General features: G+C 67.0%; 19 protein-coding genes and 3 pseudogenes. 11 read left to right on the top strand and 11 right to left on the bottom strand.

What is annotated here, in order from left to right; all coding sequences use genetic code 11:
- Positions 1–145: 145 nt before the first annotated feature.
- Positions 146–1,763 (bottom strand): annotated as a pseudogene (gene istA / locus JVH1_RS01420) (IS21 family transposase); the annotation flags it as partial.
- Positions 1,764–1,961: 198 nt separating this feature from the next.
- Between istA and JVH1_RS01415 the strand changes: the two are divergent.
- From JVH1_RS01415 to JVH1_RS01400, 4 genes and pseudogenes are all read left to right on the top strand, one after another.
- Positions 1,962–2,204 (top strand): annotated as a pseudogene (locus JVH1_RS01415) (IS110 family transposase); the annotation flags it as partial.
- 40 nt (positions 2,205–2,244) lie between these two features.
- Positions 2,245–2,649, top strand: coding sequence for a hypothetical protein (locus JVH1_RS01410; RefSeq protein WP_371113108.1), 405 nt, complete (start codon positions 2,245–2,247; stop codon positions 2,647–2,649).
- The gene (locus JVH1_RS01405) at positions 2,646–2,966 is read left to right on the top strand and encodes an IS110 family transposase (RefSeq protein WP_009480155.1); all 321 of its coding nucleotides are present in this window, start codon (positions 2,646–2,648) and stop codon (positions 2,964–2,966) included. Before JVH1_RS01410 ends, JVH1_RS01405 begins: the two co-directional genes overlap by 4 nt.
- 263 nt (positions 2,967–3,229) lie before the next feature.
- Positions 3,230–4,540: pseudogene (locus tag JVH1_RS01400) on the top strand (IS110 family transposase); the annotation flags it as partial.
- Positions 4,541–4,658: 118 nt separating this feature from the next.
- Here JVH1_RS01400 and JVH1_RS01395 read toward each other — a convergent pair.
- The gene (locus tag JVH1_RS01395) at positions 4,659–5,366 is read right to left on the bottom strand and encodes a TetR/AcrR family transcriptional regulator (RefSeq protein ID WP_009480158.1); all 708 of its coding nucleotides are present in this window, start codon (positions 5,364–5,366) and stop codon (positions 4,659–4,661) included.
- A 220-nt stretch (positions 5,367–5,586) separates the two neighbouring features.
- On the opposite strand from JVH1_RS01395, the gene JVH1_RS01390 reads away from it, so the two are divergent.
- The 4 genes from JVH1_RS01390 to JVH1_RS01375 are packed head-to-tail and all read left to right on the top strand — an operon-like array spanning position 5,587 to position 10,613.
- Positions 5,587–7,131, top strand: a complete 1,545-nt coding sequence (locus tag JVH1_RS01390; RefSeq protein ID WP_009480159.1) for an amino acid permease — start codon at positions 5,587–5,589, stop codon at positions 7,129–7,131.
- Positions 7,132–7,141: 10 nt separating this feature from the next.
- Positions 7,142–7,978, top strand: a complete 837-nt coding sequence (locus tag JVH1_RS01385; protein WP_009480160.1) for an urea amidolyase associated protein UAAP1 — start codon at positions 7,142–7,144, stop codon at positions 7,976–7,978.
- A complete protein-coding gene (locus JVH1_RS01380) occupies positions 7,975–8,631 on the top strand; it encodes an urea amidolyase associated protein UAAP2 (protein ID WP_009480161.1) in 657 nt (218 codons plus the stop codon). The genes JVH1_RS01385 and JVH1_RS01380 overlap by 4 nt, the downstream gene beginning before the upstream one ends.
- Positions 8,628–10,613: a 5-oxoprolinase/urea amidolyase family protein gene (locus JVH1_RS01375; RefSeq protein ID WP_009480162.1), complete on the top strand. Its 1,986-nt coding sequence runs from the start codon at positions 8,628–8,630 to the stop codon at positions 10,611–10,613. Before JVH1_RS01380 ends, JVH1_RS01375 begins: the two co-directional genes overlap by 4 nt.
- A 5-nt stretch (positions 10,614–10,618) precedes the next feature.
- Here JVH1_RS01375 and JVH1_RS01370 read toward each other — a convergent pair whose 3' ends face one another.
- From JVH1_RS01370 to JVH1_RS01355, 4 genes are all read right to left on the bottom strand, one after another.
- A complete protein-coding gene (locus JVH1_RS01370) occupies positions 10,619–11,113 on the bottom strand; it encodes a dihydrofolate reductase family protein (RefSeq protein WP_009480163.1) in 495 nt (164 codons plus the stop codon).
- Positions 11,114–11,252: 139 nt separating this feature from the next.
- Entirely contained in the window at positions 11,253–11,729 is a 477-nt protein-coding gene (locus JVH1_RS01365; protein WP_009480164.1) for an SRPBCC family protein, read from the bottom strand.
- Positions 11,726–12,082, bottom strand: a complete 357-nt coding sequence (locus JVH1_RS01360; RefSeq protein WP_009480165.1) for a helix-turn-helix transcriptional regulator — start codon at positions 12,080–12,082, stop codon at positions 11,726–11,728. Before JVH1_RS01360 ends, JVH1_RS01365 begins: the two co-directional genes overlap by 4 nt.
- 58 nt (positions 12,083–12,140) lie before the next feature.
- A complete protein-coding gene (locus JVH1_RS01355; protein ID WP_011598663.1) occupies positions 12,141–13,226 on the bottom strand; it encodes a dihydrodipicolinate reductase in 1,086 nt (361 codons plus the stop codon).
- Between the two features lie 194 nt (positions 13,227–13,420).
- On the opposite strand from JVH1_RS01355, the gene JVH1_RS01350 reads away from it, so the two are divergent.
- Positions 13,421–15,013 (top strand): HD domain-containing phosphohydrolase, encoded by a 1,593-nt coding sequence (locus JVH1_RS01350; protein ID WP_009480167.1) that lies wholly within the window; start codon positions 13,421–13,423, stop codon positions 15,011–15,013.
- Between the two features lie 38 nt (positions 15,014–15,051).
- On the opposite strand, the gene JVH1_RS01345 is transcribed toward JVH1_RS01350, so the two are convergent.
- Complete coding sequence (locus JVH1_RS01345; protein ID WP_009480168.1) at positions 15,052–16,779, bottom strand: ATP-binding cassette domain-containing protein; 1,728 nt, start codon at positions 16,777–16,779, stop codon at positions 15,052–15,054.
- A 125-nt stretch (positions 16,780–16,904) separates the two neighbouring features.
- Here JVH1_RS01345 and JVH1_RS01340 point away from each other — a divergent pair, with 125 nt between their 5' ends.
- Positions 16,905–18,041: a serine hydrolase domain-containing protein gene (locus JVH1_RS01340; protein WP_043782546.1), complete on the top strand. Its 1,137-nt coding sequence runs from the start codon at positions 16,905–16,907 to the stop codon at positions 18,039–18,041.
- Positions 18,042–18,472: 431 nt separating this feature from the next.
- Here JVH1_RS01340 and JVH1_RS01335 read toward each other — a convergent pair whose 3' ends face one another.
- The gene (locus tag JVH1_RS01335; RefSeq protein ID WP_009480171.1) at positions 18,473–18,676 is read right to left on the bottom strand and encodes a hypothetical protein; all 204 of its coding nucleotides are present in this window, start codon (positions 18,674–18,676) and stop codon (positions 18,473–18,475) included.
- Between the two features lie 343 nt (positions 18,677–19,019).
- Here JVH1_RS01335 and JVH1_RS01330 point away from each other — a divergent pair, with 343 nt between their 5' ends.
- The gene (locus JVH1_RS01330) at positions 19,020–19,367 is read left to right on the top strand and encodes a hypothetical protein (protein ID WP_043782550.1); all 348 of its coding nucleotides are present in this window, start codon (positions 19,020–19,022) and stop codon (positions 19,365–19,367) included.
- 219 nt (positions 19,368–19,586) lie between these two features.
- On the opposite strand, the gene JVH1_RS01325 is transcribed toward JVH1_RS01330, so the two are convergent.
- The 3 genes from JVH1_RS01325 to JVH1_RS01315 form a co-directional block, all read right to left on the bottom strand.
- Positions 19,587–19,754 (bottom strand): hypothetical protein, encoded by a 168-nt coding sequence (locus tag JVH1_RS01325; protein ID WP_009480173.1) that lies wholly within the window; start codon positions 19,752–19,754, stop codon positions 19,587–19,589.
- 203 nt (positions 19,755–19,957) lie between these two features.
- The gene (locus JVH1_RS01320; protein ID WP_009480174.1) at positions 19,958–20,281 is read right to left on the bottom strand and encodes a hypothetical protein; all 324 of its coding nucleotides are present in this window, start codon (positions 20,279–20,281) and stop codon (positions 19,958–19,960) included.
- 130 nt (positions 20,282–20,411) lie between these two features.
- Complete coding sequence (locus JVH1_RS01315; RefSeq protein ID WP_009480175.1) at positions 20,412–22,475, bottom strand: transglycosylase domain-containing protein; 2,064 nt, start codon at positions 22,473–22,475, stop codon at positions 20,412–20,414.
- Between the last annotated feature and the right edge of the window lie 49 nt (positions 22,476–22,524).

Below are 22,524 nucleotides of genomic sequence, written 5' to 3'. Positions count from 1 at the left end.
TCACCGTCAGATGCCCGGTCCTCTCGGTGGCGACGCCGGTCCCGGCAGTGGCGACGGTGGTCCTTTCGGTGGCAACACCGGTCCCGGTGGTGGCGACGCTGGTCCCGGTGGTGGCGACGCTGGTCCCGGTGGTGGCGACGCTGGTCCCGGTGGTGGCGACGGTGGTCCCGGTGGTGGCCGGTGTGGTCCTGTCGGTGGCGAACTCGGCGGGGTCGCGGGTGAATCGGGACGGGGCCGCCGATCCGGCGGCTGGCAGCAGCGGCGTGGTGGTCTCGGTGGCGCGTTCGAGCATCGAGGCGATCTTGCTCACCGACACCACGTCCAGCTCCAGCGCTGTGCTGCACGCAGCTTCGACTGGGCCGGGCCCGTAGCGGCGGACCAGCCCGAGCAGCCGGTAGACCGCCCGCATCGAAGATCCAGGGCAGCGGATCGTCGAGCAGTCTTTCGGCGTAGATCCCGACGGCGCGGCCGTGCCCGGCGCAGGTCGTGATCAGCCGGTCCAGGTCCCGCATCGCGTATCCGACCTTCTCGGTGGGCAGATCCTCCGGGTCGGTGCTGCGCCCACCGGCGGGCTGGCGGGGATGCACCTTCACCAGGGTTCCGCGCAGATAGAACTTCACCAGCGCACTGTCCGCCCGCACCTCGAGGATCGAGCCGATCCACTGTCCCGGTATCGAATACAACGCCTTGGCCACCTCGGCATGGAAGTCGCGGTGCACCTTGACCTGTTTGAAGATCGGCACGTCGTAAACCTGGGGAACGGCCAGCAGTATCGGTGCCTCGTCCTCGTCGAACACCTCGAGTGGGCGGGCGGCGGTGGTGCCGTGCTTCCTCATCCCGGCGGTGTCACGGCACCACGCTTCGGCCCGCCGTTGCGCCTCGGCTAGATCCGTGAAGTCCTCACCAGCCCAGCAGTTCCCGCGCACATATTGAACGGCTCTTTCGACCCTAGGTTTGTCCTTCGGGGACCGGATCCGCGCCGGGTCCGTGACGAACCCGGTGTGCTGGGCGTAGTCCAGCCAGCCCTGCGACAGCCGCGGATTGACCGCGTCCGCCTCGGTCACCACCGGTCTCAGGTTGTCGGGGATCAGGACCTTGAAGACACCTCCGAAGAAGGTCCACGCCGCTTCGCAGCCGGCGATCACCGCCGCCAGGGTCTGCGAGTACGTCAGCCACACGAACATGTGTCGCGAGTACACGGCGGTGAAGATCAGTGCGTGCACCTTGCGGCGCCGACCGGTCTCCGGGTCGGTCAGATATCCCAGGTAGCCGAAGTCGATCTGGCATTCGCTGCCCGGATCGCCGTCGACGACCCGGACGGTGGTGTCCCTGCCGCCGAAACCGCACCGCTCGGTGGCGAATCGGTGCAACGTCCGATACGGCACCACACATCCCTGACGGGCCAGCAGCGTTTCGATCTTGGTGATCGTCAGCGGCGGATGGTTCCCGTCGCCGGCCACCCACGCGGTGATCTGGTCCTCGAACCCCAACAGCCGGTCCCAGGCGGGCCCGTGTCCGCTCGGGCGGGCCGGGCGCACCACCTCGATCACCGTCCCGATCAGCCCGTCGTCGAGGGCCTCGACACCGGCGGTGCGCTGCAGCCCCGCGGCCTGCGCGGCCTCGATGTACCGCCGCGCCGTTTTGCGGTCCACCCCGCAGTGCGCCGCAATCGTGCGTAACCCCGGCGGCCGGGACCCGGGCACCCCGAGCCAGACCCGGAGCACTTCCTTGACTTCGTTCACATTGACCTCCCGAAACGCCATGCCCGTCCGCCTTCGTGACCGGGGATACCGACACGACGATCAAACGAGTCATCCGACGGGACTTCGGCGCGACGCGCCGGGTGGTCCCATGACTGGCAATCCGAGTGGTCCCATGAGGGTGGCAGAAATCAGGTCAGACCGGTTCCATGCTCATGGCAGACGACAGACTTGGACCTGCCCGATCCGGCAGAGCTGACCGTGGTGGTCGAGCCGACCCGGAACGCGTGTATCGTGTTGGCGGAGTGGTTCCGTCGCCACGGTGCACGCGTGGTGATGGTCCCGACCACCCAGTCGGCCGACCTGCGAAAGTACTACTCCAAGAACGACCGGATCGACTCCGAATTGCTCGCCCGGCTGCCCTTGCTGCACCCCGAAGGCCTGCGGGAGTACTCCGGGCAGGGGCCCGCCGACTCGCTGCGACGACTGGTCAAGCAGCGCTCCACGATGGTCAAGCGCCGGGTCGCGGTCTATGCCCGGTTCGATGCGTTGGTCGAGTTGCTCGGGCCGGGCTGGTACGCGGACTCGGGTCCAACTACGCATCGCGGCGCTCGAGTTCCTGGCCCACTATGCCGATCCGCATGCCGTGATCCGGTTAGGCCAAGCGCGGCTGACCAGGTTCCTGATCGCCCGGTCCCGCGGTGCGTGGCGCGACGATCACGCCGCCGGGCTAATCACCGCGGCCCGAGAGACCCTCGCCCTGTGGGGCACCAGCGACGGGTCTGACGGGATGGACTTCGCCGAGCTCGCTGAGGACATCGCCCACGAAGCCGAACAGGCACTGTTCCTGACCCGTCAGATCAAGCAGATCGACGGCGAGTCGCGAACCTCTACGCCGACGCCGACCCGGCCGGCATCGTTGTCTCTGCTCCCGGAGTGGGGGCGGTGATCAGCGCGGTCATCGCTGGACGGATCGGCGACCCGCACCGGTTCACCTCCCTGGCCGCGATCCGGGCGTACACCGGTCTGGTTCCCAAGGTCAGCCAGTCCGGGGTGAGCAAGGTCGAGTCCTCGATCACCAAGGCCGGGGTTCCGCTGTTGCGTGAGATGCTGTGCACCGCTGCCGACCAGGCCCGCAGGGTCGATACCCAGTTCGCGGCGAAGTACCAGCGGTTGATCGTCGGCGACCGGCACCACGAGTCCGCGATCTGTCATCTGGCCACCCATCTGGTCACCGAGTACGGCGAGCGCGTCGCAACTAAATGACGAAGTCTCGCTGATCGACTCCCATTAGCCACCTATCCCTCCCGGGGACGCCTCGCAGGCGTGAAAATGGGGTCGGGTCGCCTGCCGACGCCGAGTTCCCCTTGGGCCTGAGCTCGTTCATTAGCCTGGCGCCGGGGCCCCGACCTGGAAGGGTCACGCATTGTTGCTTCGAGCACGCCGGTCAGAATTTCGGTTCCCTTGACCGAGGCCCCCAGGCGGCCCCCGTTGTGATTGCGTGCGGAATGTGGAAGGAGGACAACAGAATGAATTCACTACCCGAACAGATTCCCGATGCAGAGCACGAACTGGTGGTCGAGCGGGTGTGTGCCATCGACGTGGCCAAGGCCTCGGGAAGGGTATGTACCCGGACACCGGATCCGAGACGACCAGGCCGGCGGGCCAGCACGGTGTGGGACGCCCCGGCCACAACCGCCGCGATTACGGACCTCGGCGAGCAACTGGTGGCGGCGGGCATCGAGAAGATCACCGTTGAATCGACGTCGGACTACTGGCGGATCTGGTTCTATCTGCTCGAATCGGCAGGGTTGACGGTGCAGCTGGTCAACGCCCGCGATGTGAAGAACGTGCCGGGGCGCCCGAAAACGGACAAGCTCGACGCCGTGTGGCTAGCCAAACTCACCGAGAAAGGTCTACTGCGTCCGAGTTTCGTCCCGCCGCAACCGATCCGATAGCTGCGCGACTACACCCGGCTGCGGATCGATCTGACCCGCGAGCGCACCCGCTATTGGCAACGGCTCGAGAAACTGCTCGAGGACGCGCTGATAAAGGTGCCGTCGGTGGCTTCTCGTATGGACACCTTATCGGTGCGCGACATGCTGGAGGCACGGATCGCGGGCGAACGTGACCCGCGGCGGCTTGCCGGTCTGGCCCGCGGCGCGATGAAAGCCAAGCACGCCGCCCTCGTCGAGGCGCTCACCGGCCGGTTCGACGATCATCACGCCGAGCTGGCCCGGATGCTGCTCGACCAGATCGACACCCTCAACGCACAGATCGCCAGGCTCACCACCCGCATCGACGACCTGCTGGTCACCATCATCGACGAGCGCAGTGACCCGGTGCCGTGCGACGACCAAGACGCCGCGCGCGACGAGTCAGGGCTCACCACGATCGAGCGGCTCGACGAAATTCCCGGCGTCGGGCGTGCCGCCGCGCAGATCATTCTCGCCGAGGTCGGGCCGGACATGACAGTATTCCCCACGCCCGCGCACCTGGTGTCGTGGGCGAAACTGTGCCCGCGCACCATCCAGTCCGGGCCGATCTAGCGCGGCGGCCGAACCGGCAAGGGCAACCCCTACCTCAAGGGAGTGCTCGGCGAGGCCGCCACCGCAGCCGCCAAGACAAACACCTTCCTCGGCGAACGCTACCGGCGAATAGTCAAACGTCGAGGCAAGCTCAAAGCCCTCGTCGCCGTCGCCCGCTCCATCCTCGTCGTGGTCTGGCATCTGCTGATCGACGCAAACGCCCGGTTCCACGACCTCGGCGCCGACTACCACACCCGCTACATCGACACCGAACGCAAGCTTCGCAGCCACCTCGCCCAGCTCGCCGCCCTCGGCTACCGCGTCACCGTCACGCCCGCGCCTAACCCAAACCCATACCTTCACAACCTGATCCGGCTCCGCAAGCTACGCCGGATGCTATCGCCTGCCACTCACCTTCAGCATTTTCCGGTCAGAGGCGAAGGGGTGTTCCGCCCGCCGTCTCGGCGAGCAGTGCCCGCGACTTCGCCCGGATTTCGTCCATCGGCTTCGTCCATCCGAGGGCGCGTAGGCAGGCGTCGGCGAGGAGTCCGGCGGCACCCTCGTTCTCGGGCCCGGGAAGTAGTCCACGTTCGATGTCGGCGCGGGTTGCGATGGCGCTCTCGACTATTCGGAACGGCAGGTCGGTCAGGGCGGGGGAGGTGTCGCCCGAATCGTCGGTGATTTCCGTGAGGGCCTGGTCCGCCAGCTGCCGGTAGTGCCGGCGCAGCAGGGTTCGCTGGGCGCGGAACGGCTCGAATCGATCGGTCAGCAGTTCCGGAAGAAGATACAGCGCACCGAGATTCCATTTGGTGGCGGTGAGTTGCGTGACGTCGTAGGTGGCCAGCGCGTGCAGGCGCACCGTGGCGGGCGCGGCGGCGTCGGCGAGCCGCCCCGCGGCGGCGAGCGCGGGTGACACCGTCTCCTCGAGGAGCGCCGCCAGGATCTCCTCCTTGTTGGGGAAATGGTGGTAGAGCGATGCCTGCCGGATACCGACCATCTCAGCGATCTGCCGGGTCGAGGTGGCCGCGAAACCCTTGGTGGTGAACAACTCTCCGGCGGCGTCGAGTATCTCCTCGGGAGTGGTCTGCCCTGGTCTGCGCTGACTGGTCAGTCGGGGTCGTCCCGGCCCTGTGGTCACCGCTCCATGATGTCAGGTCGCTCGGAAATCGACGGTCTCCACCCGCAGTGAGGGTTTCGTCATGTTCCCGAAACGTAGGCAACGATGCTGTTACGGCCTGCCGCGATCTGGATACGCGGGCGTCACCCATCGAGGCCCTTTCGCGAGAAAACTGTCGAGCGACAGATATTGCTCTCGCCGAAGGAGTAAGCCCTTGAGTACACCCACAAGGACTGCGCAAGTGCTGACCGCGCCGGCCGCACCTCCCCGCCCGTCCGGCGGAACCGGCGTCGACGACACGGGCGACCTCGGCGAATTCGGCTACGAGCAGCAACTTCACCGTTCCTTGGGTAAGTTCGCGTCGTTCGCCGCCGGCTTCTCGTTCGTCTCCATCCTCACCACCATCTTCCAGCTCTTCGGACTCGGATTCGGATTCGCCGGACCCGCCTTCTTCTGGACGTGGCCGGTGGTGTTCGTCGGCCAGTTTATGGTGGCGCTCAACTTCGCCGAACTGGCCGCCCGGTACCCCATCTCGGGGGCGATCTACCAGTGGTCACGCCGGATGGGCGGCGAGGTGGTCGGCTGGTTCGCCGGATGGTTCATGATCCTCGCGCAGATGGTGACGGCATCCGCCGCGGCCATCGCCCTGCAGGTCGTGCTCCCCAACGTGTGGAGCGGATTCCAGATCATCGGTGAGGACAGCACGCTGACGTCCGCGAGTGGCGCCGCCAACGCGGTTCTGCTGGGCTCCGTCCTCCTCGTGCTGACCACGTTCATCAACTGCATCGGCGTCAACTGGATGTCCCGGATCAACAACATCGGCGTGACCTGCGAGATCGTCGGGGTCATCGCGGTGATCGGCATGTTCCTCACCCACGCCCAGCGCGGGCCGGAGGTCGTGTTCGACACGGGCACGGCCGGTGCGTCACCCGGATACGGGTGGGCATGGATCGTGTCGGGTCTGATGGCGGCCTACGTGATGGTCGGATTCGGCTCCGCGGGCGAACTCGCCGAGGAGACACGGAACCCGCGCCGGGTCGCTCCTCGCACGATCCGCCTCGCGCTGTCCGTGTCGGCGCTCGGTGGTGGGCTCATGATCATCGGCGCGCTGATGGCCGCACCGAGCCTGGCCGACGGCCGTCTCGCCGCCGAGGGCCTGCCGTACGTGCTCTCGTCGATTCTCAGCTCGCCCTGGGGCACGCTCCTGCTCGTCGACGTCGCGATCGCCGTGTTCGTCTGCACGCTGGCCATCCAGACGGCGGCGTCCAGGCTGGTGTTCTCGATGGCCCGCGACGGACGGCTGCCCGCCTCGCAGAGTCTGTCGACGGTGAACACCCGCACCGGAACACCCATTGCGCCGTCGGTCCTGATCGGCCTGGTCTGCATCGGCATTCTCGCTGTCAACGTCGGGAACTCCGCCATCTTCGCGACCCTCTCGAGCGTCTGCATCATCCTGATCTACCTTGCCTACCTGATGGTCACGGTGCCGCTCCTGCTGCGCAGGCTGAAAGGTTGGCCTCACGGAGGACCGCAGGTCGACGCGGACGGACGGAAGCTGTTCTCGCTCGGACGGTTCGGCCTTCCGGTCAACATCCTGGCCGTCGGCTACGGCGCGCTGATGGTCGTCAATCTGTCCTGGCCGCGCGCCGAGATCTTCGACCCCAGCGGCGACTACCCCCTCCTGCGGTGGGCCGCCCCCGTCACCGTCGCCGCCGTGGTCGCGCTCGGAATCGCGTGCTTCCCGCGCGGCCGCACGACCCCCAACCCCGTCACGATCGGAGCCTGACATGACCTCAGTGGACACCTCGACCACCAGTGCCGCGAAGGAACACGCGCGTGCCCAGTCGGGAGTGGTCACCGACTCGATGCCGGTGGTCCCGGCGTCGTCCTGGCCCACCCCACCGTCCGACATCGATCCGAAACAGCTCACTTGGGCGGAGACGGTTCCCGGTGGCCGGTACACCACGAAGGTGCTGGGCCGCGGCACACGGCTGCGACTGCGTGACCTCGCCGGCCGGGCCTGCGTCCACCTGCTGCTGTACCGGGCCGACGCGCCGTGGGAGCGGCTCAACGTCGCCGACACAGTGAAGGTGCCGTGGCAGGCGTACCTGGGGGCGGGACATCCGCTGCTCTCCGATCAGGGGCGCGTGCTCGCGACGCTCGTGTCGGACGGATCCGGGCGGCACGACACACTCTGCGGCACCACGTCACTCGCCTCGAACACCGCGAAATACGGTGACGGCAGCCTGCATTCGGCATCCCCGGCGGGTCGTGAACTCTTCACCGTGGCGGCGGCGAAGCACGGACTCGAGCGGCGCGACCTGCCGCCGTCACTGTCGTTCTTCCACGGGGTGCGGGTGGGGGAGGACGGGTCGCTGAGCAGCATCGGATCCGCCGGCGCGGACACCGCGGTCGACCTCGTGATCCACCTCCCGGTGATCGTCCTGATCGCCAACACGGCGCACCCACTCGATCCGTCGCCGACGTACGACACGACCTCGCTCGAAGTGCTCGCCTGGACCGGTGTGGACGTGGCCGAGCCCGTCGGCGCCGACCCGGAGTACCACCGAGCCTTTCTCAACACTGAAGACGTCTGGGCTGCAGCGCAGCGCCAGGGACGGGAGCAGGCATGACCACCACCATCGAGACCGCACCGCTGGTACCGGGAACGGTGATCCTGGACGAGGAAGTCGGCGCCCGCGGACCCTGGTCTGCCGTCGTCGTGGCCGCTGACGTCCTGACCATCGTCGACCTGTGTGGCAACCAGGCCGTGGACACCCTGATCTACGCGGCCGACGATCACCGGCAACGCTACTCGGCCGCCGCGACGGTGTCGGCGCAGCGAAACCTGTTCCTGACCACGGGAAGTGTCCTCCGCACCGACGATCACGACGCCCTGATGACGCTCGTCGCCGACGAGGTCGGTTCGCACGACACGGTGGGCGGCGCCTGCTCGCAGGAGTCGAACACCCTGCGGTACGGCCACCACACCAAGCATCAGCACGCCTGCGTCGAGAACTTCCTCGCCGAAGGATCCCGGTGGGGGATCGGCAAGCGGGACCTGGTGTCGAACATCAACTTTTTCATGAACGTTCCCGTCGACGCCGACGGCACGCTCGGAATCGTCGACGGCCTGTCTGCACCCGGCCGCCGCCTGGCGCTCCGCGCGGAGCGCGACGTTCTGGTACTGGTGTCCAATTGCCCGCAGATCAACAACCCCTGCAACGGTTTCGACCCGACCCCGGTGCGGATGATCGTGACCCGCCCGACGGGAGCGCAGGCATGAGCGCCAAGATCACCGTGCACCGGCCCGGCATGCTCACCACGGTGCAGGACTTCCCCGGACGGACCGGGTACTGGCACGTCGGCGTGCCGCCGTCGGGGCCGATGGATGACCTGTCGTTCCGGCTCGGCAACACCGCGCTCGGCAACGACGAGGGCGCCGCCGGAATCGAATGCGCCATGTCCGGTCCCGCACTGCAGTTCGACGAGGACACGGTGGTGTGTGTGACGGGCGCGCCCGCCCCGGTCACCGTCGACGGAGTGCTGCAGGCGCAGTGGCGTCCGGTACGGGTTCGGGCAGGCGCAGTCCTGGATGTCGGCGCGGTGGCAGGACCCGGCCTCCGCATTTACGTACTCGTCCAGGGCGGGCTCGACGTCGACGACTTCCTCGGCAGCGCCTCGACGTTCACGCTCGGCAAGTTCGGCGGACATCAGGGCCGCACGCTGCGGCAGGGCGATGTTCTCGCGGTCGGCGAGCACACCGGCACCCGCGCGGCCGCCGTCCCCGCCGAATACGTTCCGGCCCTGTGCCGTCGCTGGGAGATCGCGGTCACCGAGGGCCCGCACGGAGCACCCGAGTTCTTCACCCGCGCTGACATCGACACGCTGTACCGGACCGACTACGAGGTGCACTTCAACTCGGACCGCACCGGGGTGCGGTTGATCGGACCCAAGCCCGACTGGGCGCGCACGGACGGCGGCGAGGCCGGACTGCATCCGTCCAACATCCACGACAACGCGTATTCGGTCGGCGCAATGGACTTCACGGGGGACACCCCGATCCTCCTGGGCCCGGACGGACCGAGCCTCGGTGGGTTCGTGTGCCCCGTCACCGTCGTCGCGGCGGAACGCTGGAAGCTCGGACAACTGGCGCCCGGCGATGCCGTGCGCTTCGTGCCGATCAGGGCCGACCGGGCCGCGTCCACGCGGGCACTGGGTCCCGCCCGGCGGGCGGCGCACTCGATGGTCTTCTCCACCACCGGCGACCGCGACGACGGCGTGATCGCCCGGCGCGACGGCGAGACCGCCGTGACGTACCGGCGGTCCGGCGACGACAACGTCCTGGTCGAGTACGGCGACATGACCCTCGACCTGGCACTGCGGGCCCGCGCCCACGCGTTGCACCAGCGACTCGAGGTCGAGAAACCGGCCGGGCTCCTCGACCTGACACCGGGCATCCGCTCGCTGCAGGTCCGGGTCGACCCCGACGTGCTGCCGATCCCGAAGCTTATGGGGCTGCTCGGCGAGGCGGAGGACGCGCTGCCCGCGGCGAACGAACTCGTGGTGCCGAGCCGGTCCGTGCGGATGCCGCTGTCGTGGGACGACCCCTCGACGCGTGAGGCGATCCAGCGCTACATGCACGGTGTCCGTTCCGACGCACCGTGGTGCCCGTGGAACATCGAGTTCATCCGCCGCATGAACGGGCTCGGCAGCGTCGACGACGTCTTCGACACGGTCTACGGAGCGGAGTACATGGTGCTCGGGCTCGGAGACGTCTACCTCGGCGCACCCGTCGCGACACCACTCGACCCGCGGCATCGGCTGGTCACCACGAAGTACAACCCGGCCCGCACGTGGACGCCGGAGAACGCGGTCGGTATCGGCGGCGCGTACCTGTGCATCTACGGAATGGAGGGCCCGGGCGGCTACCAGTTCGTCGGCCGAACCACCCAGGTGTGGAACCATCGGCATCCCGAGAGGTCGGGACCGTTCGAGGACGGCACCCCGTGGCTGCTGCGCTTCTTCGACCGGATCTCCTGGTACCCCGTCGAACCGGACGAGCTGATGGACCTGCGATCCGACGTCGCGGCCGGTCACGGCGGCGGCATCGAGATCACCGAGGGCACGTTTTCGCTCGCCGAGCACCAGCAGTTCCTTACCGCCAACGCCGAATCGATCGGCGACTTCCGGGCCGAGCAGGCCGTCGCGTTCGGCGCCGAGCGGCAACGCTGGTCCGCGGCAGGGGAGTTCGCGACAGTGGGCTGACCGCGTTACGCGAGCATGTCGGTGAAGCTGTCCGGCCTGGGTGCGTCCGCGCGTTCCCGGGGCACGTAATGCACTTCGACGACCCCGTTGCCATACGACTCGGTGCCCACCAGTTCGAGGCCACGCTGGTCGGAGATCTCCGAGAACCAGGAGGCGCCCGGTGACACGACCGGGTAGACGAAGAAGTAGAACTCGTCCACCAGCCCCAGCGAGAGGACCGATCGTGCGAAGGAGGATCCGCCAGACAGGTGAATGTTCTTGCCCGGCTGTCTCTTCAGATCCTTGAGGTAGGTCACGAGCTCGTCGGCGGTCGCCACGACGACCTGTTCGGTGTCGGCCGATTCGGTCAGCGGGTGGTCGCCGGAGCGCGAGAAGACCAGCTTCCGGTAGGTGTTCATCCGTTCGGCCATGATCTGGTTGGTTTCGGTCCCCGCGCGTTCGGCCAGCGCGCGGGGCCAGTAGGCGGCCATCTCCTCGTAGGTGGTGCGCCCGACCAGCACCGTGTCGAAGGTCGAGTAGATTCGATCGATCTCACTGGTCGTCGACGACGTCGTGGACCCACGCTGCGGGGTCGTCGAGGCGACCGTTGAGTGTCGTCATCATCTGCAGGACGATCTTGCGCATGTAAGGTCTCCTCCGTTACGCCTGTCGCTCGGCCAGTTCGGCGAGCTGCTTCGTGACGGTGCCCCAGCCGTCGTAGAAGCCCATTTCTTCGTGGGTGTCGCGGTCGGCGCGGTTTTTGTGCATCACGTGGGCGACGTACTCCGTGCCGGTCGGATGATCGTTCAACGTGATGATCGCGGTCATGAACGGCTGCTCGGCGGGACGCCAGCCACCGACCAGCGAGTTGGTGAACACGATGCGCTCGAGTTCGTCGACGGCGAGGAAGCAGCCACTGATGTGTGGCACGAATTCGCTCCCGTCCTCACTGATCTGGGTCGTGAACGCCCCTCCCGGGCGTAGTTCCATGTCGACGACCCGGCACCGGGACGGCGCGGGGACCCACCATTGCTCGAAGCTGGCGGGGTCGGTCCAGGCGCGCCACACGACCGGACGTGGTGCCCGGATGATGCGCGAAATCGTGAGGTCGAGATCGGGTCTCGCGGTGTCGGTCATTGCGGTGTGTCCTTTGCGTGTGTCGTGACGGTGTGTTTGGTGACGAATTGTTCGAGTCGGTCGGTGCGGCTTTCCCACAGTTCCTGTTGCTCCGCGAGCCACGCTTCGACGGCCGTGAACGGTTCCTTCTCGATCGCGCATGTCCGTACGCGTCCCTGCTTGTGCGTCCGGATCCATCCGCTGTCCTCGAGGAAGTGGATGTGCTTCATGAAGGAGGGCAGGGCCATGTCGAATGGTTTCGCCAGTTCGCTGACCGTCGCCGGGCCTCGGCTCAGGCGGCCCAGCACGGCCCGCCGGGTGGGGTCGGCGAGCGCTTGGAAGATGCCGTTCAGCTGCTCCGGATACTGAGCCATAAGGCAAAGTATTCACCGCAGCAATGGTTAGCGCAAGGGCTAACTGACGTGGGTGGTGTCAGCCGAGCTTGCCGCGACCGGGCGTGAGCGGGACGTCCAGGGCGTCGTAGAGCCCCGGCGCGGCCGTCCGCAGCCAGGGGATCGCGTTGACCAGGCGCCCCACCGCGGTGGCGTTGCCGCCGGCCGCTCGATTGCCACCCTCGTCGGTGGCCTCCACGTTCACCTCGATGCGCGGCCGTCCCTCGATGATCACCTTGTGCGCGCCGTCCCCGCCGTCCGGCGGCACGGGCCAGTCCGGTGCGCACGACGGGTGGATCCGTGTGACGTGCTCGATGACGATCAGGGGCTCGCCGCCCACGATGCCCTGGACTTCGAAACGCAGCGCCCCCTGGGTGCCTGACTCGAACTCGCCCATGAGATCGGTGGTGATCGTCTCGTCCAGCGGCCGGCGCAGCAGCGTCTCCCGGATCTCGTCGAGCTCCACACCGAGGGCCCGGGCGATGAGCCGAATCTGGCCGCCCCACACCATCGTCGGCACCGTCGCCGCGACCATCGGCGGTTCGTAGTCCATCGGCTGGCCCATGCCGACGAGGTATCGCACGGAATCGTGCTGGTCGTACGTGGTGTAGTCGAAGATCTCCTGGCAACGGATCTGATCGATCGTGCCGGCCAGGCCCGTCATCAGGATCGGCAGGACGTCGTTGCCCCATCCCGGATCCACGCCCGACACGAACAGGGCGCCGCCGCCGGACTTCGCGGCCGCCTCGATCGGGTCGCGCAACTCGGCCGGCGCGTTGCGCTGGTCGTAGAGCGCATAGATCGACGGGGTCACGACGACGGCCCCGGCGGAGAGTGCGCGGGTGATGTCCGCCGCCGCATCGTCCGGGCGAATGTCGCCCGACGCGGCGTAGACGACAGCGCCCGGTGAGGTCGCGAGCACAGCGTCGGCGTCGTCGGTTCCCGCCACCCCCAGCGAGCGGCCCAGGCGGGCGAGGTCGCCGGCATCGCGTCCGACCTTCTCCGGGTTGGCCACGATCACCGCCGTCAGCTCGAGTCCGGGGTGTGCATCGATCGCGCGGATCGCGGCCCGCCCCGCATTCCCGGTGCCCCACACCACTGTCCGAATCTTCCCCTGGTCGGCCATGGAATCGGACCCTACCCAGTGTGCGAGGTCGACGCTGCCTGAATATTGGGGCAATGCCCTGACCCGCCGGTGCGAGGGTGCTTCGCACGGGCGGGGTTGACCTGCGAGCTTTCGCATGGGTCGTTCGGCGTATGTGGGTACCTGTCTTTTCGAGTTGCTCCAGGCCCGGCCACGTTGAGGTGGACAATGGGAAGATGCACCCGCACGGGACGCTGCCCGGCTCGGGAAAAGGTCTGAGCAGAGCCGAACTGCTGGCCGCGGTATCGCTGGCGATCGATCTCGGTCTGGGACAACCGATGGAACACATGCTTCGGTCGTCCTTGATCGCGACACGGATAGCGGAGCGGATGGGACTCGACCCCGAGCAGCAAGCGACCGTGTACTACGCCAATCTGGTCGGGTGGATCGGCTGTCACGCCGACTCCCACGAACTGTCGGCGCTCTTCGGTGACGACATCGCCTTCCGGGCGGACACCTACGCGGTGGACATGACCGGCCTGCCGTTTCTGCGGCTGATGACGAGTCACGTGGGACGCGGACTGCCGGGCTGGGAGCGCGGCATCCGGGCCGCTGTCTTTCTGGTCGCAGCGCGCGGCCGGGTCGCCACGCTGATCCATTCACATTGCAGTTCCGCCGGGGTTCTGTCCGATCGGATGGGCTTGGACGGGCAGGTCGGAAAGGCGCTGGCGTACGTCTTCGAGCGTTGGGACGGCCGGGGGTTGCCCAACGGTTGTCGCGGAGAGGGTATCCCGATCGAGATCCACATCTCGCACGTGGCAGACGTCGTCGAGGTGCACCTGCGGACGGGTGGGCTGGGGCACGCGAAGGAGGTTCTCCGTTCCCGGCGCGGCAGTCAGTTCAGCCCGGCAGTGGTGGAGGTGTTCGAACGTGACGCGGCGGCGATCGTGGACGGGCTGCTCGAAATGGACGTCTGGGTCGCAGCGTTGGCTCGGGCTCCGGATCGCGACCGAACCCTGACGGCCGAGGAGAGTGACGAGCTACTCGGGGCCATGGCTGATTTCGTCGATCTCAAGTCTCCGTTCACCCTGGGGCATTCGCGTGGCGTCGCGAATCTGGTGGCCGGGGCGGCCCGGCACCTGGGCATGTCGCCGTCGGATATCACGCATCTCTACCGTGCCGGCCTCGTGCACAGCCTCGGCAAAATGGGAGTGTCCAACCAGATCTGGGAGAAGAAGGGGCCGCTCACCACGACTGAATGGGAACGGGTGCGAATGTATCCGGATCTGACCGGCCGGATACTGAGCCGGGTCAACGGCTTGGAGTCGGTGGTGTCCGTCGCGATGAAGCACCGGGAACGGATCGACGGGTCCGGCTTTCCCCGGGGGATCGCGGGCGCGGAATTGACCGCGAAAGATCGGCTGCTTGCCGCGGCGGATGCCTATCAGCGACTGCTCGAGCCGCGTCCGCACCGGCCGGCGCTCGATCCTCGCGGCGCTGCCGATCGGTTGAAAGAGGAGGCGCGCACCGGACGCCTCGACGCCGAGTCGGTGGCGGCCGTGCTGGCGGCGGCGGGGCAACGGGTGTCGCGGCGGACGCCCTGGCCGGCCGGGCTGACCGACCGCGAGGTCGAGATCCTGCGACTCGTCGCGCAGGGCCGGTCGAACCGAGAAATCGCCGCCGACCTGTTCATCGCCGAGAAAACGGCACGCAACCACGTCGAACGTGTCTACGCCAAGCTCGGGGTGAACAACCGCACGCAGGCCAGTCTCGCCGCGATCGACCGGGGTCTGGTGGGCTTCCCGGTCAATGCGGTCGTGGGGAAGTGAAGCATCCGCCTTCTGGCGGGACCGGCCGTGTGGGGCCGTCATCGACGGGATGCGCCGGGCCGGGACCGCCGGTCCAGTACCCACACGGTGGCCAGCATGAGAGCGACGGCGAATGAGGCGAGCGCGATGAGACTGGCGCCGGTGCCTCCGCGGAAGGTGTCGCCGTAGGCGGACATGGCCGGCAGGGTGGCGCTGTACCGGTCGAGATCCAGGTCGCGCCCCAAGGCTTCGAATGCGTGGCGGTTGGACAGGCCGAGGCTCATCAGGCGTCCCGGGAGGGCCATCTCGTCAACCGGGACGATGGCTCCACCGAACAGAACCTGAGGGAAGCAGAGCATCGGCAGGGCGAGGGCGGCCTGCGCGGCGTTGGAGACCGCGGCCGAGGCGAGCAAGCCGAGAGCCAGCGCCGAGGTCGCCTCGATCACGATCGTCACGAACAGGACGGCCGACACGTCCCACCCGACGGCGGGGAGCCGACCGAGCGCCCGCAGCACACCGAGCAGCAGCGCGCTCACTCCAGCCAGCACCGGAAGCAGCGCTGCCACCTTGGAGGCCACGTAGGCGCCGACACTGAGCCCGGCCAGGCGCTCCTGCCGGAAGACGGCCATCTCCCCGACGATCTGGAGCAGGCCGTACGTGAGGCCGAAGAAGAAGCCTGCGAATGCGATCCAGAAGACGATCTGGGCGGGGCCGAGGTCGGCCGCGCCACGCGGATCGAACGCGCCGCGCTGGAACAGCGTCGCCATCATCGCCGTGACCAGCACCGGTGAGCCGAGCAGCACCGCCAGGGTCAGCCGGTTGCGAAGGAGGACATCGACATTGCGTTTTGTGAGTAGCCACCATTGCCGCACCATGCCGGTGCGTTCGACGTCTGAACGGGTGGCGGGGACGGGCAGGACGGGCGGGAGCGCCGAGCCGGTCCGGGATTCCGAGGTCCCACCGCTGTCCGCGAATCGCTCCGCCCAGATCTGGGGGGTGTGCTCACGAGCCAGCCGGTCGTACACATCGGCGAGGTCCTCCACACCGAAGTAGCGCCGAGCCTCGGTCGGGCTGCCGGTGAAGGCGAGGTGGCCGTCGCGAGCCAGGAACACCACCCGGTCGCACCGGTCGATGCCGGCCGGCTCATGCGTCGTGAGGACGACTGTGACCCCGCGCCGGCTGAGTCGGCGCAGCAGGCGCATCACGTCGGCTGCGGTCGACGGATCGAGCCCGGAGGTGGGTTCGTCGAGAAAGAAGAGGTGTGGCCGGGTCAGTAGTTCCACGGCGATACTGGCCCGCTTGCGCTGGCCGCCGGACAGCGCACGGACCGGCACCTCGGCCCGATCGGCCAGGTCGAGGTCCTGCATGGTCTCCTCGACTACCCGGTTCGCTTCGGCCGCCGATGTGCCCGCGGGCAACCGGAGCCGCGCCGCGTACCGCAGCGTGCGGCGCAGGGGCATCTCGAGGTGGATGATGTCGTCCTGAGGCACGTAGCCGATGCGCGAATCGGCGCTGACTCGGGCACCGCGAACGACGCCGTCGTGCCGAACCTCACCGGCAGACGGTGGTTGCAGTCCCGCGAGGATCTCCAGCAATGTGCTCTTTCCTGCTCCACTGCCGCCGGCGATGGCGACCAACTCGCCCGGCTCGACCGACAGTGACAGCTCCTGGAGGATCTGCCGTGCCCCGACCTGCCGGCTCACGTCGACCGCATCGACACGCCCGACGGTCGGTGATTCGAATGTCGATCCGGTCGTGACCGGTGATTCCTGAACTCGCTTTGTCATGCCCTGATCATCGGCCGGCCGCTCACGTCGTCGCATGGGGCGTTTGCCTCAAATCGGGCGCCGAAAACCGATCCAAGTCGAAGCCGATGAGGCAAGCTTCAATCAGATCGATAGTCGAGGCAGGGATGGGGAGCGGGGTGTCACAGACATTCGCGGGACGCCGAATCGTCGCGGCCTTGGCGATCTCGATGACCGGACTGGTGGGATGCGGTGAGTCGGCAGTTCCACCAGCCGTGCCCGACGCACAGCTCGACGACACGATTCCGGCGGCGATGGAGCACGCCTCGATTCCCGGGGCCATCGTCGGTGTCTGGCAGGACGGCGCCGCGCCCTACGTCGAGGCGTTCGGGGTGGGCGACACGGCCACCGGGGACCCCATGGCGCCCGACCTGTTCATGCGCGTCGGCAGCGTAACCAAGACCTTCACCACCACCGCCGTGCTGCAACTGGTCGACCAGGGAAAAGTCGGCCTCGACGATCCGATCGACAGGTACGTACCCGACGTCCCCAACGGGGACACGATCACCATCCGCCAGTTGGCGGCCATGCGCAGTGGGCTTCCCGACTACTCGGAGGTGGTGATCCCGGCGCTCCCGAGTCAGCCGCAGCGCCAATGGACACCCCAGGAACTGCTCGAGATCAGTTTCAGCCGTCCACCGCTGTTCACACCGGGCACCGAGTTCGACTACTCCAACACCAATACCGCGCTCCTGGGCCTCGTGGTCGAGAAGGTCTCCGGCCAGCCGCTGAACGCATACATCGACGAATTCATCACGCGACCCGAGAATCTCGGCCACACCTCGGTCCCGACCGATGCGGCCCTTCCGTCACCACACGCTCACGGATACACGAAAAAAACCGACGGGGAGACGGTGGACGCGACCGACTGGAACCCGTCGTGGGGATTCGGTGCGGGAAACATGATTTCCACGCTCGACGACCTGCGTGGGTGGGTGCGTGACTTGGCGACCGGAACGTTGCTCTCGCCGGCAACCCAACGCGAGCGGGAGCAATTTCAGCCGGCGCCGTCGGAAGGTGCGGGTTCGCTGTACGGGCTTGGAGTCGAGAACCAGAACGGCTGGATCGGCCACAACGGAAATATCGCGGGCTACCAGACCTACGCGTATTACCTTCCGCCTGAAGGGAAGACGGTGGTAATGCTGGTCAATACGAACGTCGACCCGCTGGGGGTGTGGAACTTCTTCGCCGAGATCGTGAAGATCGTCAGCCCCGATCGTCCCTGGCCGGCGCCTCCGTCATAGAGACCGGATGAAAAGGCTTGTTGCCGTCCGGATCAGGTACGTCTTTGGTCTTCGGAGTCGGGCTCTTCGGCAGGCGGTATCGATGAGGGCATTCCTTCACCCAGCTGACGTCAGCAATCCGACGATTGCAATCGCGAGTGCCGAGGCGGCACCGCAGATTGTCCAGGCCTGCACAGCGGTCCGGCTCCAGCGGGGGTTGCGGATCCGAGTCGTCGGCGCGGGGGCTGCGCCTCCTCCACCGACACGTGACGGTTCGGGTTCATGTCCGTGACGATGCGACATCGCATCCGCAGCGAGCGCTGCGCCGAGAGAGGCGACCACCACGATCAACGTGACGGCGATGACCACAACAGTCCAGGGCATATGTGCACCGAGCCTTTACGATTCCTGGGGTGCCGACGGGATGGGGCCGACGTTGGTGTGGGCGTGCGTCATGGCGAAGGCCGGAGCATCACCGCTGCCGCGATGAGGCCGGCGAATGTCGCGGCGACGATCGCCGCGGTGGCGCACAGTGAGTTGGTGACCATCCAGGCGGGCATGGCGACGGATAGTGCGGCACCGGCACCGATGACTGGCTGTGAGAGGCGTTCTGCACCGCCGGGTATGCGCTGCTTCATGGGTAGCGAGGGATGCATTCCATGCTCCTTTCGCAAGGGATAGACGCAGGCGGTGGCGATATCGGGTCCGATCGGCTTGGCCGCCTGGTGGTTTGTCTGTCTCCTCCGGTAACGATTAAGAGTGATTTGGATCACAATTGAGTTGCAGGGCTCGTTTGTACCGCATTCCGGTTGGGAGCGCCACTGGGCAACCGTCCATGTTCGGGGAACCCCCGAAAGCGCTCGGTGCGACTCGCGGTAACGCGCCGGCTGCTGTGATCCGGATCGGGAATCGAACAACGACGTGAGTCGCCGACATTGCGAGACAACGGGACTTTAGACCCTATCCGCACGTGCTTTCGCCGAGCTTACGATGCCGCGTGTGACACTCGGCTCCCTGTCCTTGGCCCTTCTACGTGTGAACTACCGACTGGCGCGGCTTCCGCTGCAACTGTTCGAAGATGTGGCGGTGTCACGGCTCGACGAACAGGAGCCGGTACGGCTCGCCTACGAGCAGATCCTGATCGACTGCGACCGTGCCGCGGCGTACCTGCTCAACGATGAGGACGCGGCCAGGCGCGCGGCCGAGCTGGAGCAGCGGACGGCGTCGGTGCGACTGCTGATTGCTCGTGAACATCACCGCGTCCAGCGTCGTGGTGTGATCTTGCTCGATGAGCAGCGCGAGCGGTTTCATCAACGCCGTCAGCAGGACTCGGGTCTGCCGACATGACGTGTGCCTTGTTCGTCGTTACGGTGGTGGGCGGTCAGCACGATCGACCGGTGAGCCGACGGGCCCAGGTGGGGCGTAGGGAAGTTTCGCGCGTCATCAGGGCACGCCGGCCGCTCTGGCCTTTCACTCCACGCGTGGTGATAGCTGCCGGGTGGGGGAGGGCTGCGACTGCTTTGCCCATAGTTCGCTGGCCTGGTGCGCACCACGTCTCAGCCCGGTTCAGCCCACCAGCGGCCTGAATTCGTGGAGGTTCAACAGCTGCTGCACATACTGCCCTTCGGCCAGCGCGGTCATGGCGTCGAGCTTGGCCAACTCTCCGGGGCTGGCCGTCGCAATGTCGAGTTGCATCAACTCGGCGACCCACTCCCGGATCTCTTGATGGATCACGCCCGATCACCACCTCTGCACTGTGCGTTTGACTCCGGCCGACGTTGATTCTCGATCTGATGTGGCGTCAGCGCCGGATCTCGCGCTTGACGTCGACGCCGGTCTTGCGTGCCTCGGCGATCGCGGCATCGTCCTGTGTGCTCATGCCTTGATTCTCCTCCGAACGTCCAGAGTGCGGGAATCGCCGGTCATCACCATTGAGTTCATTGCCTTTCCGGCGGCCATCTCCAGCCGCGGAGGGCGTAGTACTTCTCGCGGGGCTCGCCGGTCCATCCGTTGATGCCTTTCCGCGGAAGCCACCAGGCGTGGATCAGCAGCACGATCGCGGCCAGGACGCCGAGCAGTACGAAGAACCAGAATCGCCCGGCCGTGGCGGAAACCAGGACCGACAGCCCGCACAACACGAAAATCTTGCCGATGCGCCGCCATTTCGGGGTGTGTTCCTCCCAGTGTCCCCACACGATGGTGCCTACGGCGGTGATCCCGCATGTCACCGCAATTTCGAACCAATAGGGCCAGCTGCTCATCGTTGACCTTCCCATGCCTCGCGGGGACGTCCTGCCTGCCGATTCCGGCGCGACCAATCGTCAGCAGAACAGTCGCGGCAACCCGAGAGTTACTGTCCAGTCGAAGGCGTTCACCCCGCTCGTCGTCCGGTCATCGGGCGTAGCGCGGGTCGATCGGAGGCAGGGTGGTGGGGCCGAAGTTGTTCGCGATCGGCATCATCGCCGTGAACCAGGTGCGGGCCGGCTCGGTGCCGCCGAAGAGGTTGCCGTCCCCGCACGAGCGCAGTGGGCTGGTGCAGATCTGGCCGGGGGACGGCGAGTCCCCGAACACGTAGACGCTGCCGGCCAGGTTGTTCGTGTACCCGACGAACGCCGACGACATGTGCGATTCGGTGGTCCCGGTCTTGCCGGACATCGGCAGCTTCCACCCGGCGGCCGCGGCAGCGGCCGACGCCGTGCCACCGGGCAGGTCGTCCTTGCTGAGCGCGTTGGACAGGGTGTCGGCCAGGCCGGGATCGATGACCTGCTCGCACGCCTGCTGGGTGAGCGGGACCGGTCGGCCCTGCCGGTCGACGATGGAGTCGATCGGGCTCGGCGGGCACCACTTGCCGTGTGAGGCCAGGGTCGCGGCGACATTCGACAGCTCGAGCGGATTGATCCACACCGGGCCGAGGGTGAACGACCCCAGATTCTGGTCCTTCTGCATGTCGGCCAGGCTTTGGTCCCCGTACCCGGACGTGCCCGGTTCGGTGTAGGACCGCATGCCGAGGCGTACCGCCATGTCCACCGTCGCATCGACCCCGGTGGCCTGGAGAAGTTTCACGAACGCGGTGTTCGGCGACTGGGCGAGGGCGTCGGTGAGCGACAGTGCCCGCGGATACGGGGCGGCGTTCTGCACGCAGTAGGCGCCGCCGGGGCACCCTGGGGCGCCGCCGTCGCCCATCCCGAAGGCATCGAACCGGCCCGGTACGTCGAGGATCGCGTTCAGACGCAGCCCCTTCTCCATGGCCGCTGCCGTGGTGAAGACCTTGAACACCGATCCGGCGCCGTGCCCGGACAGTGAATAGGGCAACTCCTGCACCGTCTCCGCGGCGGCTGCGTCCAGGCCGTAGTTGCGGCTGCCCGCCATCGCCAGGACCCTGTGTTGGTCCTGCCCGGGCTGTACGACGTTCATCACGCTCGCGATGTCCGGGAGCTTCGGGTCGGCGTAAGTGGACACCGCCGACTTCACCGATCCCTGCACGGCCGGATCGAGGGTGGTGCGGATCAGGTAGCCGCCCTTTTCGAGCTGCTCCCGAGACAACCCGGCGGTCTGGAGGTACTGCAACGCGTAGTCGCAGAAGAACCCGCGGTCGCCGGCGGCGATGCATCCCCGGGGCAGATTGTTCGGTTTCGGGAGCACCCCGAGCGGTGTTTCCTTCAAGGCGCGGATCTCGGCGGCCCGGTCCGGAACATTCACGACCAGGGTGTCCAGGACGACATTGCGGCGCTCGAACACCCCCTCCGGGTTGGTGTAGGGGTTGAGTGCGGAGCTGGACTGCACCATGCCCGCGAGCATCGCCGACTGCGCCAGGTTCAGGTCCTTGGCGTCGATGCCGAAGTATGTGCGGGCGGCGTCCTGCACCCCGAAAGAACCGTTGCCGAACGGCACCAGGTTCAGATACCGGGTGAGAATTTCCTCTTTGGAAAGTTCCTGGTCGAGGGTCATCGCCATCCGGATTTCTCGGATCTTGCGGACCGGCGTGGTCTCGATCGCGGCACGGCGTTCGGCGTCGGTCTTGGCGACCACGTGCAGCAGGTAGTTCTTCACGTACTGCTGATTGATGGTCGAGGCACCCTGTTCGATCTGACCGCTGGTGGTGTTGGTGAAGAAGGCCCGCATCGTGCCTTGCCAGTCCACCCCTTGATGTTCGCCGAACCGCCTGTCCTCGATGGAGAGAATCGCCAGTTTCATCTCGTTGGAGATCTGGTCGCTGGGGACCTCGAATCGGCGCTGGTCGTACAGCCAGGCAATGGGCTTCCCGGTGATGTCGGTCATGGTCGTCACCGCCGGCACCACCCCGTCGGCCAGTTCGGCCGAGGAATTACCGACGCTGTCGGCGGCACGGTTGGATGCGTACCCGAGCCCGGCGGCGACCGGGAACATCACCCCGGCCAGCATTATTCCCGCGGCCACGGTGGCGCCGGTGAGCTTGAGAACAATCTTGGAATGCACTTCGGCACCTCATTCCGACGGTGCACCGGCAACGAATCTGCCGGTGCTG

It is taken from the genome of Rhodococcus sp. JVH1 (assembly GCF_000280725.2).
GTDB lineage: Bacteria > Actinomycetota > Actinomycetes > Mycobacteriales > Mycobacteriaceae > Rhodococcus_F > Rhodococcus_F jostii_A.
This window is presented reverse-complemented; position numbering and strand designations above follow the sequence as displayed.

Bases quoted from the DNA above. Each gene is read 5' to 3' on its own strand.
- JVH1_RS01335 (WP_009480171.1), bottom strand. From the start codon at position 18,676: ATGCATCCCTCGCTACCCATGAAGCAGCGCATACCCGGCGGTGCAGAA.
- JVH1_RS01350 (WP_009480167.1), top strand. From the start codon at position 13,421: ATGCACCCGCACGGGACGCTGCCCGGCTCGGGAAAAGGTCTGAGCAGA.
- JVH1_RS01360 (WP_009480165.1), bottom strand. From the start codon at position 12,082: ATGGCTCAGTATCCGGAGCAGCTGAACGGCATCTTCCAAGCGCTCGCC.
- JVH1_RS01380 (WP_009480161.1), top strand. From the start codon at position 7,975: ATGACCACCACCATCGAGACCGCACCGCTGGTACCGGGAACGGTGATC.
- JVH1_RS01375 (WP_009480162.1), top strand. From the start codon at position 8,628: ATGAGCGCCAAGATCACCGTGCACCGGCCCGGCATGCTCACCACGGTG.
- JVH1_RS01410 (WP_371113108.1), top strand. From the start codon at position 2,245: ATGCGTTGGTCGAGTTGCTCGGGCCGGGCTGGTACGCGGACTCGGGTC.
- JVH1_RS01320 (WP_009480174.1), bottom strand. From the start codon at position 20,281: ATGAGCAGCTGGCCCTATTGGTTCGAAATTGCGGTGACATGCGGGATC.
- JVH1_RS01355 (WP_011598663.1), bottom strand. From the start codon at position 13,226: ATGGCCGACCAGGGGAAGATTCGGACAGTGGTGTGGGGCACCGGGAAT.
- JVH1_RS01340 (WP_043782546.1), top strand. From the start codon at position 16,905: ATGGGGAGCGGGGTGTCACAGACATTCGCGGGACGCCGAATCGTCGCG.
- JVH1_RS01345 (WP_009480168.1), bottom strand. From the start codon at position 16,779: ATGACAAAGCGAGTTCAGGAATCACCGGTCACGACCGGATCGACATTC.
- JVH1_RS01365 (WP_009480164.1), bottom strand. From the start codon at position 11,729: ATGACCGACACCGCGAGACCCGATCTCGACCTCACGATTTCGCGCATC.